We start from the raw sequence: 15,405 nt of genomic DNA on the forward strand, positions 1-15,405 counted from the left end.
AGTTGTTAATGATCACGATGTGTCCTAAGCGTTCAATATGAGAAGCAAAGCCACGACCAAAGAATAAATCCCGGTGGATTCCGAAACCGCCTGGCCCACCAGCATGGTCCGGGTGAGCAAGGTGGCCTTCTCCGGGATGCGGCCGACCTGGTCCAGGGCGTATCCTCCGGTGATCCCTTCCCCCACCCCGGGGCCGATGCCGCCGAAACCCATGGCGAAACCCGCACCCAGCAGCGCGAACGACGGCACGTAACTGGTGCTTGCCGGAAAGCTCTTGAACAGTAGGACCAAGCTGATGAGAAACCCATAGATGGCGGTGGACTGGGTGGTTCCGATGCCCACCAGCATGGCCGTGGTGATCGGGCGCTGAGCCTCCGGATTGCGGGCGACACTGGCGCATGCGCTGGAGCCTACCAGGCCGCCGCCGGCTCCGGGCCCGATGGCGGCGAGCCCCGTGGACAGTCCGGCGCCCACAAGGGCGGCCCAGTACGGATAGTACGGCTTCGAACCGAAGTCCACGAACATGAGAAGAAAGGCGATCACCAGCCCGAAGATGGCGGGCGTCTGGGTGATGGCCGAACCGATGAGCATGATCAGCGTAATGGCGCTGCCGGCCTTCGGCTGGCGGCCGATGCCTTCACAGGCGGCGGCCGCGGGGAACCCTGAACCCACTCCGGACCCGATGGCGGAAAGTCCCGAAGCGAGCCCCGCTCCCAGGTACGCCCAGGCGGCCAAAGGGGTCTTTCCGGTCAGGCCTCCAAAAATGAGCAGCATCGAGATGACCAGCGCAAAAATCGCCGCCGATTCCGCAATGGCTTGCCCGACCAGCATGGTCTTCAGGATGTCGCCGGACATTCGGGGTCGATACGACATCGTGTGGTTGGCTCGACCCGCCGTATACCCTTCGCCCAGCGCCGCCCCGATGGCCCCGAAACCCACCGCAAGCGCGGCGCCCATGTAGCATGCCATCTTGATCCATGTGATGTGATCGAAAGCCATCTTATTTCACCTGCACCGAGATGTAGACGAGCGTTAGCATGGTGAACACAAAGGCCTGAACGGTTCCCACAAACAACCCGAAAAACGCGTACAGAAAGGGCGGTATGAGAAGCCCATAAACCAGATGGGAGACCACCAGGATGATGATCGAGCCGCCCATGATGTTGCCGTAAAGACGGAAGGAGATGGAGATCACCTTGGCCAGTTCTCCGATGACGTTGAGGGGCATCATGAAAAAGACGGGCTGGAAGTACTCCTTGGCGTAAGCGGCGAAGCCCTTCGTCCGGATCCCGGCGTAATGAGCGAGGAAGAAACCCAAGATGCCGAGCCCCAGCGTGGTGTTCAAGTCCTTGGTGGGTTCGCTCATCCACGGCACGATGCCGATCCAGTTGCACAGAAGCAGAAACATGAACAGCGCGCAGATCAGCGGGAAGTAGGTCTTGGCCATGTCCTCGTCCAAAGCGTCTTTCGTAAGGTTCCAGAAGCTCTCGACGAAAATCTCGGCCACCACCTGGAAGGGGTTGGGAATCATGCTCTTCTGCCGCGTGGCCGCCCATCCGAAAACGATCAGAAGACCCCCCACTATCAGGCTCATGGTGATCGTCGTGGCGTTGAACACCAGGCGGTACCCCGCCACATCCAGCGTCCATTCCCATACCTGTGTCAGTTCTTCCATCGCAAACCTCAACCCCTGACAGTCAATGTGCCACCGACCTGCCGGCCAACGAACCTCGTGCCGTCCCCGGGGGCGTGTCCGAACGGTGGCCGCGCCCCCCCGTCAAGCCATCCGGTCCAGGAACCGCCGAACGACCGTGTGCTCGACCAGAATCCCGATGGGAACCGCAAAGAGCCCGACCACCACCGCCCACAGATGAAACCCTTCACTTTTGAGAGCCACGAAAAGGGGGACCGCCAGTAGACCCAGACGGATCACAATGGAGTAAAGAGCGACTCCCGTGGCCTTCTTCCGGTGGTAGCCGAGCCCCACCTGGCGGGGAAGCAGTTGCGCCATGATCACGAAATTGACCACGCTGAAAAACGCTCCCAGAACCAGGCCCTTGGCGGCGGGCGCATACCCCAGTAGATACATCATAAGGGCCACCATGACGGAAAACGAGAAGATCTTTCGAGCTGTCCGCCGCTGAAACGCTTGGTACTCGGCCAAATCGGCCGTTGATCCCGTCGTCATAGAGTCGCTGCTATTCCTCAAACTATTCACGCGGAAGCCTCGTGATCTGGCGATAGACGGTGACGCCTCCTCCGGCGATGCCCAAGATGATGAAGACGACGAGCAGGACCCCCCGTGTGTGCAGCCACTTGTCCAGGAAATATCCAAGCACGAAACAGAAGAGGATGCTTCCCGCCATGGTCAGCCCGACTTGGGTGACCAGTGCCAGGTACTCGATCGCGTCCCGCTTCTTCTTGAAATCACCCATGCGGTCCATCACCGTCTTTTCGAACGTGGAAGCTTATCTACCACAATCCTGGGAGTTTGTGAAACATTTTTTTTTCGGGTTGCCGACGCCGTGCACGCTGCGGCTGCTGCGGCGGGGGGTGCGCAAAGGGAAAGGCCATGAGGCCGTCGTAGAAGCTTTGCCAAACGGCGCTCGATATGTCAGAAAGGCGATACGCGAACCCAAGAATCGCTTTCTCCGGTATCACAAACGCCACCTGAATCGGAAAGGAGTTTGGAAGTCCCATGCCCCAAGGTCCTGTCGCCGTGCGCCTCATTCGCCTGTATACACGTCTCGCCGTCTTTCTGTCGATCCTTTCCCTGCCGTGCTGGATGGACCTCGTAACGGCCGTCGCCGACGCGGCTACGGCGCGGGCCGTCCAGGAGATCCTCGGCCAATCCGCGGAGCCGAGACCCCTGTACATCGCCTGCCAGAAAATCCATGTGGGTGAAGACCTCATCCGCTTTTACGCAGACCGGAGCTTCGCTCCCGCCTGGACGGATGCAAACGGCCTGAATGACCTGGGCGACGAGCTTCCCGTGCACCTTTCCGGCGCTCGGGACCACGGGCTCGACCCCGAGGATTATCACCTGGGCTGCATCGAAGCCCTGGCGGACGACATCCGCCGGAGATCGCAAAAGGGCGGGCCCCCTGATGTGGTCCGGCTCGCGTCCATCGATATTCTCATGTCCGATGCGTTCCTGATCTTTGCTTCCCACCTGGCCTGCGGCAAAGTGGACCCGGAGAAGTTCCACCCCCTCTGGCTCTCGCCCAAACACAAGACGGATATCCTCGCCGAGCTTAAACGCCTCTTGGAACACCGCGACCTCCGCCACGCTTTGGGTCGCTTCGCACCGCCTCACCCGGAATACCGGCGCCTGGTCCAGGCGGGCCGGGAGCTGAGGGCCGTGGTCGTGGGGAGTTCATGGCCGGAGGTTCCACCGGGGCCGACCCTGCACCCGGGCGATACGAGCCGCCGAGTGGTCGTACTTCGAGAGCGGCTGGCGCGAAGCGGCGACCTGCCGGCAGGGGAGGCGCCGGTGGCGGCCGCTGAGTTTTTCGACCCGTTCCTGGAAGAAGCGGTCAGGCGGTTTCAGAAACGCCACGGCTTGGCCGTGGACGGCGTGGTGGGGCCGCGGACCCTGGCATCCTTGAACGTTCCTCCCGAAACCAGGCTCCGGCAGATCCTCGTGAACCTCGAAAGGTGGCGCTGGCTTCCCCGGCACTTGGGAGACCGCTACATCCTGGTGAACGTGGCGGGATTTTCGCTGGAAGCTTACCGCTCCGGGGAAAAGGTCCTGACCATGCGGGTCATCGTGGGGAAGAGTTACCAGCGGACCCCCGTTTTCAGCGAAAAGATGCGCTACATCGAGGTGAATCCGTACTGGAACGTACCGTCGAGCATCGCCGTCAAGGAGTATCTCCCGAAAATTCGGAAAGATCCGGGCTTCCTGAAAGCCAATCACATGGAACTGCTGTCAGGTTGGGGCCCGTCCAGCCGGGTCCTGGATCCGCGGGCGATCGACTGGAGCCGCGTCACTCAAGACAATTTTCCCGGCCGTATCCGCCAGCTTCCCGGCCCCTGGAACGCCCTCGGGCGGATCAAGTTCATGTTTCCCAACGCCTTCAACGTTTACCTGCACGATACGCCGGAGCGCCACCTTTTCGTCCGGCCTCGGCGGGCGCTGAGCCATGGCTGCATCCGAGTCGAAAACCCCGTCGATCTCGCTCTTTTCGTGCTGCAAAACGATACTTCCTGGACGCGCGAACAGGTGAAATCGCTGATCGATTCGGGGGAAAGGCACGTGATTCCGCTGCCGCATCCCGTCATGGTCCATCTGCTCTACTGGACAGCCTGGGTGGATGAAGCGGGGGTGATCCATTTCAGAGAAGACATTTACGGGCGGGACGAAATCCTGAGCGACGCGCTGGGGTTGTCCTGAGGACGCTCCCTTTTGGGATCGGGCTGCGGGGCGAAGACTACCAGGACCGGACGGGTCCCACGTCCAGGTGAATGAATTCGGGATAGGTGCCGATGCCGCCGGCGCTGAACGTGGCGGCCACCCGGCGGATATCCTCCAGGGAAACGCCGTCCATGCGAATGTCTGCGGCCATTCCCTTGAGATGGTAGCTTTTCAGGGCCACCCCGTGGCCGTTCTCTCGAAGCAGACGGTTGTAGGCCTTGGAACGGTAGCCGGACACCAGCAGGTAAGGCCTGTCCAGGGCGCCCACGCGGGAACGCACGGCGTCGAGAAGCATGTAGAGACGCGGGCTGATGGGATGGACCTGGTTGGTGTGGTGGCAGCGGAAGATGTGCTGAAGCTTGGCGATGGCTTTCCGGTTCAATCGGCCGAATCGGTCCATGTACTGAACACTCAGGTGCTCACAGGTGTGAAGGTTGTAGATGTTCAGCCGGCCGGAACAGTACCGTGCATAAGAGGGTAGCGCCGCATCTGCCGGAGAAAAGGAAAACAGGGGCGCCGCCAGATTTCCCAACAGCAGAAGCTTCAAGGCTTCCCTACGGGTCATGAGGAATCCCTCGTCTCTCGACGCAATTTTTGGAATGTGAACGTTCGTACCGCCGGGCGAAGCGAATACCGGCGTGACCCTAGGCCGGAACGACGTTAAGGGAATCCACGCGGCTTTGTCAAGCGTAGATCGACAGTGTTCAAAGCGTCGACTGATGCCAAATTCTATTTCCCCTCCCCTTGTGGGAAGGGATTAAGGGGAGGGGGAGATGAGAAGATACATCAAAAAAAAGGGCCGGCCGGAATCGGCTGACCCTTTGCGTGCGTTTCTGGTGGAGGCGGCGGGAATCGAACCCGCGTCCGAAGGCATTCCGCACAAGCATCTACATGCTTAGCCGCGGTTTTGGTTCTCGCTTCTCGAGCCTCCCCGTGGCCGGATGCTCTCGAAGCCAGCTTCCTCACGCTTCGCCCGCGGAACTGGAAGCACCGTTCCGAAGACTAGCCCGGTGAGTCGACGCTCCATCCGGCTACCCAGGCGCTGACCGGAGGAACGGTAGCCGCTTTAAGCGGCTACGGCATACGCATAATCGTCTGCGTTTGTCTTTAAGCCTGTCCGTTTTACGGGCGGGCAGACCCCGGCATGCAGCTTGAGCTTCTTTACCTCCGTCGAACCCTTTTCGCCCCCATAGAGGCACCAGTTGACTTGTAACGGGATTGTAATACCACAGGAGGAAAAGGTCAACCGGGTACATCTGGACGGTACCGAGAGGCCGCCGCCGTGACTCGGTCCTCGCCATGAGCTTGCGCCAGTCTCCTTCGCCGGAAGGCGGCTGGAATCCCAAACCGCAAAGTGGAACCTAGGGTATCAGTTCTCCTTCGGTCGGCGATTCCTGTAAAAAACTTCGTAGCGTGCTAAAGCGGAGACCTTAAGCAAAAAGGATAACGAAGGTCAAAAAATCCTCCTCTCCCCGCTCCCCTTACTCCCCTCCCACAAGGGGAGGGGAAATAGAATGTGAAATACATGCCCTCGATGGGTCAAGGAACCTTGGGTCAAGGAACCTTGTATTTTTTCCGCATCCGGTCCATGTCCCGGGCTTCCTGCTTGCGTTTGAGGGTTTCGCGCTTGTCGTAGACCTTCTTGCCCCTGGCGAGGGCCAGTTCGACTTTCACCTTGCCCTGCTTGAAGTACATTTTGAGCGGCACCAGGGTGAGTCCGCGTTCCTGGGTCTTTCCCAAGAGGCGCTTGATTTCCCGGCGATGGAGAAGCAGCTTTCTCACCCTTTCCGGTTCGTGGTTGTTGTAGGAAGCCGAGGAGTAGGGGCTGATGTGCGCGCCGTGAAGAAAGACTTCGCCCCGCTTGATCTTGGCGTGGCTGTCCTTGAGGTTGGCGCGGCCTTCACGCAGGGATTTCACTTCGGAACCCAGAAGCACGATGCCCGCCTCGAAAGTCTCCAGGATCTCGAAGTCGTGATGCGCCTTTTTGTTGCTGCAAATGAGGCGTATTCCGTCCTTGGATCCCTTGGGTGCTTTTTTCTTGGCTGCCATGGCCTTCCTGTCACAAACGTTTTCAACCCGGCGGGCTAAGCGACGGCGGTCCTGAGCTTCGGGCTGAGAGCGCTGGGGTCGAAAAACTTGAATTCCTCGGGGAAGGTCCGCAGCACCATCTCCTGTAGGCTCATGCGGATCTGCTCGGCGGTCCGCATGTTCAACACCTCGGTCAGAAACACACGGCAGTGGGCGAGAACGGAGCGGCGGATGAGGTTCTTGACCCGGGGCACGGATTGGGGGTTCATGCTCAGGCTGTCCAGTTCCAAACCCAGGAAGATCGGCACGTAGATGGGTTCGCCGGCCATTTCGCCGCAGACCGTAACGGGAATTCCCGCCCGGTGGCCCGTATCCACCACCTGCTTGATCATTCGGAGGATTCCCGGGTGGAGCGGGTCGAAAAGGTACGCCACGTGCTCGTTGACTCGATCGATGGCGAGGCTGTACTGGATCAGGTCGTTGGTGCCGATACTGAAAAAGTCCACTTCCAGGGCGAGGAGATCCGCCACGGCCACAGCGGACGGAACTTCCATCATGATGCCCAGGCGCAGGTCGGGATCGAAAGGGATGCGCCGGCGTTCCAGATCGCCCCGGACTTCGTTGAGCACCCGCTTGGCCTCATAAAGTTCTCCGACGCCCGAAATGAGGGGAAACAAGAGCTGGATGTTCCGGGCGACGGCGCTCGCTCTCAGGATCGCTCGAAGTTGCGTGCGAAAGAGCTCCTGATGTTGGAGGCAGAGGCGGATGGCGCGTAGGCCGAGCGCGGGATTCACCTGTTCGGGGTGAGCGAACCAGGGGCCGAGTTTCTCAGCACCCAGGTCCAGCGTTCGCATGGTTACGGTCTGGGGAGCCATGAGCTCGGCAAGTTCCCGATATTCCTGGTAGAGCTCCTCTTCCTCCGGGGCCGTGTCCCGGTTCATGAAGAAGAATTCCGTGCGATAGAGACCGATGGATTCGGCGCCGTTGTCCTTGGCCGCGACCACCTCTTCCAGCAATTCGATGTTGGCTTCGACCCGGACCCGGTACCGGTCGGTGGTGAGGGCGGGAAGGTGGGCCTTGCGGTTGATTTCCTTGAGGTAATTTTCGAGGGCTTCCTGGAGTTCATAATAGAAACCGATCTGATCCTCGCTCGGGTTGATGATGACTTTTCCGGAAGCCCCGTCGATGATGAGGATGTCCCCGGTGTGGATGATCCGGGAAGCCTTTTCCGCGCCCACCACGGCGGGAATCCCAAGCGCTCGGGCGAGGATGGAGGTGTGCGAGGTTCGGCCTCCCATTTCCGTCACCAGCCCTAGGGTCCGCTCGAGCTGAAGTTGAGCGGCGTCGGCCGCTGAGAGGTCCTTGGCCACGATGATCACCCGTTCCCGGATGCCCTGAATGGCCAGATCTTCCTGGCCCGCCAGGTTTCGAAGGATCCGCTCTCCGACGCTGTCCACGTCCGAAACGCGGCTCCGGATGTATTCGTCTTCGAGGGAGGCGAACAATTCGTGGACCTTCCTGAGCGACCGCTTCAGCGCCCACTGGGCGTTCAGTTTCTCTTCCCGGATGATCCGAAGCGTTTCATCATAAATCAGCCGGTCCCGCAGGATCACCTGGTGGGCGTCCAGAATGTGGAGGTGTTCCTTCAGATCCGGATGGATGGATTCCTTGATGGCCTGCAGATCCCGTTCCGCCTTGGCCACCGCCTCTTCGAAACGCGCCGCCTCCTCGGCCTCGGCTGCGGCGCCCGAAAGCTTGTGAAACGCAATGGGTGTGGATCCGTGATCCACCAGGTAAGCCTTTCCGATGGCGATACCCGGTGACACCCCGATTCCCTGAACTGTGGTGGGAGTACCGTCCATGAGCAATGCGTGCACCATTGAGCGCTACAGGCTCGTCCGAAGGCCATGAAAAAACCGAGAAACCGCGGTCCGGCCGACGAACGGGAAGCCTGTGCGCGCTGTCTCGGCGTTGATTTTGATGGAAATGGATGAACGTCAGCGGGTCACCACAGGCCGGCAACCGTGCGCGCCAACCCTTGAAAGAGCGCGCCCTTCACCGGTGGGCATCTTCGGCCGGCTTGGACTCACGTCTCTCCAAACTTGCTCTTGAAAAGCTGAGCAACGGCTTTCAGCGCAGCCGCTGCATCCGTCCCCCTGGAAATCACGCGCACCTTGCATCCATGAGGGCATTGCAGGCTGAGGACATCCAAGATATTCTTCGCGCTCACGCTGGTTTTGTCCTTGACGAACCAGATTTCCGCTTCAAACGAGGACGCCACCTTGACGATTTGAGCCGCGACCCTGGCGTGAAGACCCAGTCTATTCGAAACTGTAAACTCCTGCTCCAAGGCCGTGTTGTCTGACATAACTGTGCTCAAGCGTCGCCTGCTCCCGCCTGGGTCGAATTTTTGCGCGTCTCTTATCACATGGCCGGCGCGAAGTCAACTGAAGGTCCGGACCGACGACCTGTGGAAAGATGGGCTTGAAGCGAGCGATCAAGCCGTAATAAAAGGCACTGATGGCGGGCGTCTCTCATGATGGAGGATGTTCAAAATCTTGGTAGCATAGAAAATAATAGACAAATATTTGATGCCAAATTCTATTTCCCCTCCCCTTGTGGGAGGGGATTAAGGGGAGGGGAATGTAACTGACTAACATACATTAGTTTTCTCACCCTCACCCAAACCCTCTCCCATAAACGGAGTGGGTTCGGCCCTTCTCACGGCATGGATCGCCGCTGAATATCGGCGCGTATTACCGGGTCCGGCATCCGGGATTCTCGCCGCCGGTGCTTGGTTCTACCGGCTGCTCATGGGCCCCGCCGCCTGAAGAACCCTCCGTCGCACAGTCGGCCGACGATGCGGCCGGCCGTCCCCGCGTGGTCGTAGACAGCCCGGCGGCAGGCTTCACCGGTTCGCCGACGGAAAGCCGGTCCCTGCAGCCGTTCCAGGCATTTCTCACGGATATCCCCCGCGTTTCGCACCCGTTCTCCGCACCCGCGTTCCAGCAGCAGGGATTCGATTTCGCGGAAGTTGAAAAGGTGAGGACCCCAGAGGCAGGGCGTTCCATGGACGGCGGCTTCCAGAGGGTTGTGGCCGCCGAAGGGAACCAGGCTTCCTCCGATGAAGGCCGTGTCGGCCGCGGCATAAAACCGAGCCAATTCACCGAGGGAATCGAGGAGGAAAACCGACCGGCCTCGAGCGGTTTCTTCGAGACTGCGGCGGCCCGTGGGAAGTCCCCGTTCCCTGCACAGGGCGATGATTTGGGCCGCTCGCTGGATATGCCGAGGGGCGAGAATCAGGAGCGGATCGTCCAGTTCCCGGCTTAGCGCGGCGTGGGCTTCAAGCAGTACGCTTTCTTCACCCGGGTGCGTACTCCCGGCGATCCACACCGGCCGTTCAAGCGGAATCTCCATCCGGCGTCGAAGAGCGGCTCCGTCGGTTTCGGGGGCTTCGAGGAGTGCCAGGTCGAACTTGAGGTTTCCGCAGACGTGCAAGCGGCCCCGTGAAACTCCCAGGGCGGCCAGCCGCTTGCGGTCTTCCCGGGACTGGGTGAAAACGGCGTCCATGAGGCCGTAAAGCGCTGCAGCGAAGGGGCGGAACCGGCGGAAACGCTTGTGAGACTTGGGGGACAGGCGGGCGTTGACGCAGACCGACGGAATCCCTCGGCGCTTGAGCCCCAAAAGAAGGTTGGGCCACAGGTCGGTTTCCACGAGGATGAAGGCCCGCGGACTGAGGCGGTGGAGCAGCTTTTTCACGGCCCAGGGGAAGTCGTGCGGGAGAAAAAAGACGGTTTCCACCCGGTTCGAAAGTCGAGCCGTCGCAATCCGGTAACCCGACTCGGTTCCGACGGAGAAAACCAGGGGAACGGCCGGGAGGCGCCGGCGGAGTTCCATGACCAGGGGAACTGCGGATAGGGTTTCGCCGACCGAAAGGGCGTGGATCCAGACGGGATCGGCGGCGGTGAAATCGGGCACGGCCAGGCCGAGCCGAAACCGGCGGCTTCGGCCGTACTTGCCGTCCGTTCGTGCACGGATGGCATAGTACAGCGCCACCCAGGGCCAGGCGGCGGCCGCGCCGGCCGCGCACAGAAAGGAATAGAGCCTGTTCATGCGCGTCAGTTGTGTTGAAACTGGATGTCGTAGAGCCGGCGGTATTCTCCCTGCCGCGTCAGAAGCGTCCGGTGGGTGCCGTCCTCCACGATGCGCCCCCCGGCGATCACCAGGATTCGATCGGCGAACTGGACGGTGGACAGCCGGTGGGCTATCACGAACGTGGTGCGCCCAGCCATGAGGTTCTCCAGCGCCTTCTGGACTTCCAATTCGGATTCGCTGTCGAGCGACGAGGTGGCCTCGTCAAGGATCAGGATCGGAGCGTCCCGAAGCAAGGCCCGGGCGATACACAATCGCTGGCGCTGGCCGCCGGAAAGCTTCACGCCCTGTTCGCCGATCAGCGTATCGAATCCCTCCGGCAGATTCCGAATGAAATCATACGCGTAAGCCGCTCTAGCGGCGCGCACCACGTCCTCCTCCGATTTGCTCAGGTCCCCGTAGGCGATGTTGTTTCGCACCGTATCGTTGAACAGGAAGGTCTGCTGGGTGACCATGGCGATCTGGCTGCGGAGGGACCGGAGGGTTACGTCCCGAACGTCTATGCCGTCGATGAGGACGGCTCCGGAGGTCACGTCGTAGAAGCGGGGGATGAGGTTCACCAGGGTGGTTTTTCCGCCGCCGCTGCTGCCCACCAGCGCCACCACCTGGCCGGGCCGGACGCTGAAGTGGACATCGCTGAGCACCGGGTCCACATCGTAGGCGAAGCTCACGTGCCTGAATTCCACAGATCCCCGAACCGGAGGCATTTCCATGGCGTTGGGTTTTTCGACCAGGGAGCTCTTTTCGTCCAGCACCTCGTAGACTCGCACGGCGGATGCGATGCCTTTTTGCAGGGTGTTGTTCAGCTTGTTCAGATTCTTCGCCGGTTTGTAAAGCATGAGCAGGGCGCCCAGAAAGGAAAAGAAGGTCCCCGGCGTGGACATGCCCTGGATCACCTGGTAGCCGCCGTAGCCGATGATGGCGGAAACGCCGACGGATCCGATGAATTCCATGAGCGGCGATGACAGGGCATCGATCTTCACGGACTTCAGCTGGTAGCGGAGCAGCTTTTGATTCTGGAAGGAAAACCGCTCCTTCTCGTAGTCTTCCATGGCGAAAGCCTTGACGATGCGCGCTCCACTGAACGTTTCATGCAAGATGACGTTCAGGTCGCCGAAGTTCTTCTGACGCTTCGTGGCCAGTTTCCTGAGGCGCATGCTGAAGCGGACCAGGGGATAAAAGGCGAGCGGGAGCACGCCCACGGCGATGATGGCGAGCCGCCAGTTCTGGTAGAAGACCACGAACATGAGGCCGATGATACTGAACGTGTCCTTAATGATGCCCGTGCACGCCTTGGTCACGGCGTTTTGAACCTCGTTCACGTCGTGGGTGATGCGACTCATGAGCACGCCCGTCGAATGACGGTCGAAAAAATGCAAGGGCATGTCCTGAATGTGGTTGTAGAGCTTCTCGCGAAGGACGGAAATGATCGTCAGTCCCACTGATTCCAGAAAATAGTCGCTTCCCCACTGGCAAATTACCTTCAAAAGAGACACTGCCAGGAAGACCAGCGGCATGAGTTGCAACATGGTGAAGTTCTTTTCGACGAAGATTTCGTCCATGACCGGTTTGATGAGGTAGGCGGTCAGGGCGGTGAAGGCGGACACGCCGATCATGCAGACCGCCGCGACGGCCAGCGGCCGCCAAAACGGCTTCAGGAGTTTCAGCAGGCGTCTCAGGATGTTCAAGGCTACGGATTTTTCTAACGACATGCGTCCCAAACCATCCTCGCGACCCGTTCCGCCACGCCCGGGGTGCCCAGTTTCCGGGCGACGTCTTTGAGGCGTTCCATCTGAGCCTTGCGGTGCGCGTCGTCTTCGAGCAGCGAGGCGGCCTCCGCCGCGATGCGTTCGGGCGAAGCGTCGCCCTGGACGAGTTCCGGGCAGACCCGTTCGCCGGCAATCAGGTTGGGAAGGCCGATGTGTTCGACGCGCACCAAGTGTCGCCCTAAAGTGTATTCAAAGGGTGAAACCTTGTAAATAATGACCATGGGGGTTCCCAGGAGGGCCGTTTCCAGGGTGACGGTCCCGGAAGCGGTGACGACCAGGTCGCAGGCCCGGATCACGCCGTAGGGATCTTCGGCCACCACCCGAAGGGGAAGCCGGTGTTCGCCGGCCGTCGCTTCAAGGACGGGAACCAGTTCAATATCAGCCGCCGGAACCAGGAAGCGCACGCCGGAAAACCGGCGGGCCAGGATTTCCGCGGTATGAAGGAGGACGGGAAACAGGCGCCGAACTTCCCCGGGACGGCTTCCGGGCAGAAGTCCCACAACGGGACCCGTCCGTGAACCGCCTCTCCCGGAGCCTCCCGGAACCCTCCGGTACCGCTCGAAGGCCTGCGCTTTCGAGGGCGCCGAATGTATGTGGTCCATCAGCGGATGGCCCACGTAGGTCACTTCCAGGCCGTGCCGGCGGTAGAAGGCTTCTTCAAAGGGAAGGATCACCGCCATTCGGTCCACGAACTTCTTCAGAGTCCGGACGCGCCCCGGCCTCCAGGCCCACACCTGGGGGCTGATATAGTGAAAGACCTTGATGCCGAGCCGGTGAGCCAATCGGCCCAGAATGAAGTTGAAGTCGGGGAAATCGATGAGAACGACCAAGTCGGGTCGTTCATCCCGGAGATGGCCGGCCACGCGCCGCCATGTGTGCGCAATGGCTTTCGCCCGCCCGAACACTTCCATGACGCCGATGAGTGAAAGATCACGATAATGGCCGACCAGCCGGGCACCTTCGGCAGCCAGCCGATCGCCGCCGAGGCAGGCGGCGGAGACGTGAGGGTCCAGCCGACGCAGTTGCCGCAGGAGCGAGGCGCCGTGCAGGTCTCCCGAAGCCTCACCGGCGCTCAGAAAGATCTTCACGGCCTCGCTTCGCTTTTCCGCCACAGGGCCTGTATCGACTCCTGGATCTGCCGGGATATCTCCAGCGCCACGGCCAGGGCGTTCCGGCCTTGCTCGCCGTCCACGCAGGGTGGGCAACCACTCCGGACAGACTCGATGAAGGCTCCGATTTCTTCTTCCAGCGCGTCCCGTTCCTCCACTTCCAACTCTTCCGCCGAAATTTCCGGAAACCCCGACTCCTCCAGGTCGGGTTCCTTTCGGTACATGAAGGCGCGGCGGATGCCGTAGTCCGCCACCAGGTAACAGTCGGCCTGGAAGATCCGGATCCGGCGCAGGTTCTTGACCGATATCCGGCTGGCGGTGAGGTTCGCGACTGCTCTATTGGCGAACTCGATCCTCACGTTGGCAATGTCCGGAAGCGCCGTGAGCACCGGAACGCCGGAAGCCGAGATCTTGACCACGGGGGACCGGACCAGGTGGAGCGCGATGTCGATGTCGTGGATCATTAAATCCAGGACCACGTTGACTTCGATTCCGCGTTCGTTGAAAAGGGCCAACCGATGGGCTTCGATGAACATGGGATGCCGGATGTGAGGGGCTACGGTGCGGAAGGCGGGATTGAACCGTTCCAGGTGGCCTACCTGGAGGACGCGCTGCTTCCGTCTGGCCAGCGCCACCAAGTCGTCCGCTTCGGCAAGCGACGGCGTCATGGGTTTCTCGACCAGCACGTGGACGCCGGCTTCCAGAAAATCACGAGCGATGGCGTAATGCTCCGGGGTGGGCGTGGCAATGCTCACCGCGTCCACGCGGCCCAGGAGTTCCCGGTGGCTCGTGTACGCTTGAGTTTGAACAGCCTTGGCCACTTCTTCGGCGCGGGACCGGTTGATGTCTGCCACCCCCACGAGATTCGCCGACGGGAGCCCGGCGTATTTCTGAGCATGAAAGAAGCCCAGGTAACCGACCCCGACGACGCCGACTCGAACGGCATCGGGCGCCCGTTCACAGGTGACGAAGACCCGGGGAAGCGGCTTTTCGGCGGAGCCGCGGCCGGCGTCCTTTCCCGCAGGCTCAGCCGTGACCTCGGGCTCCACCGGAGCCTCGCCGCCTTTTCGCGCCACGATGGTGATCCCGGCTCGGTCGGCTTCGGCGACCGTCTCCTCCAAGTCGAAGATGAGGGTGCGGCCGGCTTCCACGGCCAGCACCTTGGCCTTGACGTCCTTCATGGCCTGGATCGTCGTCGGCCCCACGACGGGCACATCGAACCGGATGTCCTGGATCGGTTTGCAGACTTTGACCACCACGGCACCTTCCGCGCAGAGGGCGCCGCCGCGGCGTATGGTGGCGTCGGTACCGTCTATTCCTTCCACCGCCAGCACGGACTGGTCCTTGACCACCAGGCACTGGCCGATGTCCAAGTGCCCGACGGCCTTGGCCAGTTCCCACCCGAATTCCACGTCGAGCCGCTCCCTGGCGTTGGGTTTTCTCCGGGTGAGGATCCCTTCCGGGGCCAGCAGAGACGGCAAAAAAAGCGTGGAAGGCTCAATCCGGATGCCCTCGCTTTCCAGTTCCGCCGCCAGGGCCCGCAGGAGGGAGTCGTCCTTCTTGTTGTGCAGGTTCCGCAGGAGCTTCAGCGCGCGCCAGTCCGGCCGGATGCGGGCATAAAGCTTCGTCTTGTTGATGGACCCGGCCATAGCGGCGCGCCGGATGCCATCCTTGCGGAAAGCCTTGATCAGGCGGCTCAGCTGACCCAGCTTGACCCAGTGGAGGCTTTCCACGTGATCGGCCAAGGCGGGGTCGGTTTCGCCCTCAAAGCCCACGGCGGTCACCGTGTAGCCGGCACGGCAGGCACCTTCCGCGAAAAGAAGCGGAAACTGGCCGCCGCCCGCGATCAGGCCGATGCGCCGGCGGGACAGAGTGGTGTGTTCTTCGCTCATGGTCGTCTCACAATGCCAAAGCACGGCGCGGCCGATCT

At 61.0% G+C, this 15,405-nt stretch carries 13 protein-coding genes and 1 other RNA gene; 1 reads left to right on the forward strand and 13 read right to left on the reverse strand.

Features of this window, described 5'->3' with window-relative positions:
- Positions 1 to 24: 24 nt before the first annotated feature.
- From atpE to FDQ92_RS12985, 4 genes are all read right to left on the reverse strand, one after another.
- On the reverse strand, positions 25 to 999 hold the full coding sequence (atpE, locus tag FDQ92_RS12970) for an ATP synthase F0 subunit C (protein ID WP_137425285.1): 975 nt from the start codon (positions 997 to 999) through the stop codon (positions 25 to 27).
- Position 1,000: 1 nt separating this feature from the next.
- Positions 1,001 to 1,675, reverse strand: a complete 675-nt coding sequence (atpB, locus tag FDQ92_RS12975) for a F0F1 ATP synthase subunit A (RefSeq protein ID WP_137425286.1) — start codon at positions 1,673 to 1,675, stop codon at positions 1,001 to 1,003.
- Between the two features lie 102 nt (positions 1,676 to 1,777).
- Entirely contained in the window at positions 1,778 to 2,188 is a 411-nt protein-coding gene (locus FDQ92_RS12980) for an ATP synthase subunit I (RefSeq protein ID WP_137425287.1), read from the reverse strand.
- Between the two features lie 22 nt (positions 2,189 to 2,210).
- Positions 2,211 to 2,435, reverse strand: a complete 225-nt coding sequence (locus FDQ92_RS12985) for an AtpZ/AtpI family protein (protein ID WP_211341276.1) — start codon at positions 2,433 to 2,435, stop codon at positions 2,211 to 2,213.
- A 263-nt stretch (positions 2,436 to 2,698) separates the two neighbouring features.
- Here FDQ92_RS12985 and FDQ92_RS12990 point away from each other — a divergent pair, with 263 nt between their 5' ends.
- A complete protein-coding gene (locus FDQ92_RS12990) occupies positions 2,699 to 4,396 on the forward strand; it encodes a L,D-transpeptidase family protein (protein WP_137425289.1) in 1,698 nt (565 codons plus the stop codon).
- Positions 4,397 to 4,433: 37 nt separating this feature from the next.
- Here the strand turns inward: FDQ92_RS12990 and FDQ92_RS12995 are convergent, their stop codons facing one another.
- The 9 genes from FDQ92_RS12995 to lpxI form a co-directional block, all read right to left on the reverse strand.
- Positions 4,434 to 4,982, reverse strand: coding sequence for a YcbK family protein (locus tag FDQ92_RS12995; RefSeq protein WP_137425290.1), 549 nt, complete (start codon positions 4,980 to 4,982; stop codon positions 4,434 to 4,436).
- A 269-nt stretch (positions 4,983 to 5,251) separates the two neighbouring features.
- Positions 5,252 to 5,606, reverse strand: a transfer-messenger RNA (tmRNA) gene (gene ssrA, locus FDQ92_RS13000).
- 365 nt (positions 5,607 to 5,971) lie between these two features.
- On the reverse strand, positions 5,972 to 6,466 hold the full coding sequence (smpB, locus tag FDQ92_RS13005) for an SsrA-binding protein SmpB (RefSeq protein ID WP_137425291.1): 495 nt from the start codon (positions 6,464 to 6,466) through the stop codon (positions 5,972 to 5,974).
- A 35-nt stretch (positions 6,467 to 6,501) separates the two neighbouring features.
- On the reverse strand, positions 6,502 to 8,325 hold the full coding sequence (gene ptsP, locus FDQ92_RS13010) for a phosphoenolpyruvate--protein phosphotransferase (protein WP_137425292.1): 1,824 nt from the start codon (positions 8,323 to 8,325) through the stop codon (positions 6,502 to 6,504).
- Between the two features lie 206 nt (positions 8,326 to 8,531).
- Complete coding sequence (locus tag FDQ92_RS13015) at positions 8,532 to 8,813, reverse strand: HPr family phosphocarrier protein (protein WP_137425293.1); 282 nt, start codon at positions 8,811 to 8,813, stop codon at positions 8,532 to 8,534.
- 443 nt (positions 8,814 to 9,256) lie between these two features.
- Positions 9,257 to 10,558 carry a 3-deoxy-D-manno-octulosonic acid transferase gene (locus FDQ92_RS13020; RefSeq protein ID WP_137425294.1) on the reverse strand — a complete coding sequence of 434 codons (1,302 nt, stop codon included), beginning with the start codon at positions 10,556 to 10,558 and terminating at the stop codon, positions 9,257 to 9,259.
- A 5-nt stretch (positions 10,559 to 10,563) separates the two neighbouring features.
- The gene (gene msbA, locus FDQ92_RS13025; RefSeq protein WP_137425295.1) at positions 10,564 to 12,309 is read right to left on the reverse strand and encodes a lipid A export permease/ATP-binding protein MsbA; all 1,746 of its coding nucleotides are present in this window, start codon (positions 12,307 to 12,309) and stop codon (positions 10,564 to 10,566) included.
- Positions 12,300 to 13,478: a lipid-A-disaccharide synthase gene (lpxB, locus tag FDQ92_RS13030; protein WP_137425296.1), complete on the reverse strand. Its 1,179-nt coding sequence runs from the start codon at positions 13,476 to 13,478 to the stop codon at positions 12,300 to 12,302. Before lpxB ends, msbA begins: the two co-directional genes overlap by 10 nt.
- Positions 13,451 to 15,391 (reverse strand): UDP-2,3-diacylglucosamine diphosphatase LpxI domain-containing protein, encoded by a 1,941-nt coding sequence (gene lpxI / locus FDQ92_RS15770; RefSeq protein WP_246041729.1) that lies wholly within the window; start codon positions 15,389 to 15,391, stop codon positions 13,451 to 13,453. The genes lpxB and lpxI overlap by 28 nt, the downstream gene beginning before the upstream one ends.
- Between the last annotated feature and the right edge of the window lie 14 nt (positions 15,392 to 15,405).

This window comes from Desulfoglaeba alkanexedens ALDC (assembly GCF_005377625.1).
Taxonomy (GTDB): Bacteria; Desulfobacterota; Syntrophobacteria; order Syntrophobacterales; family DSM-9756; genus Desulfoglaeba; species Desulfoglaeba alkanexedens.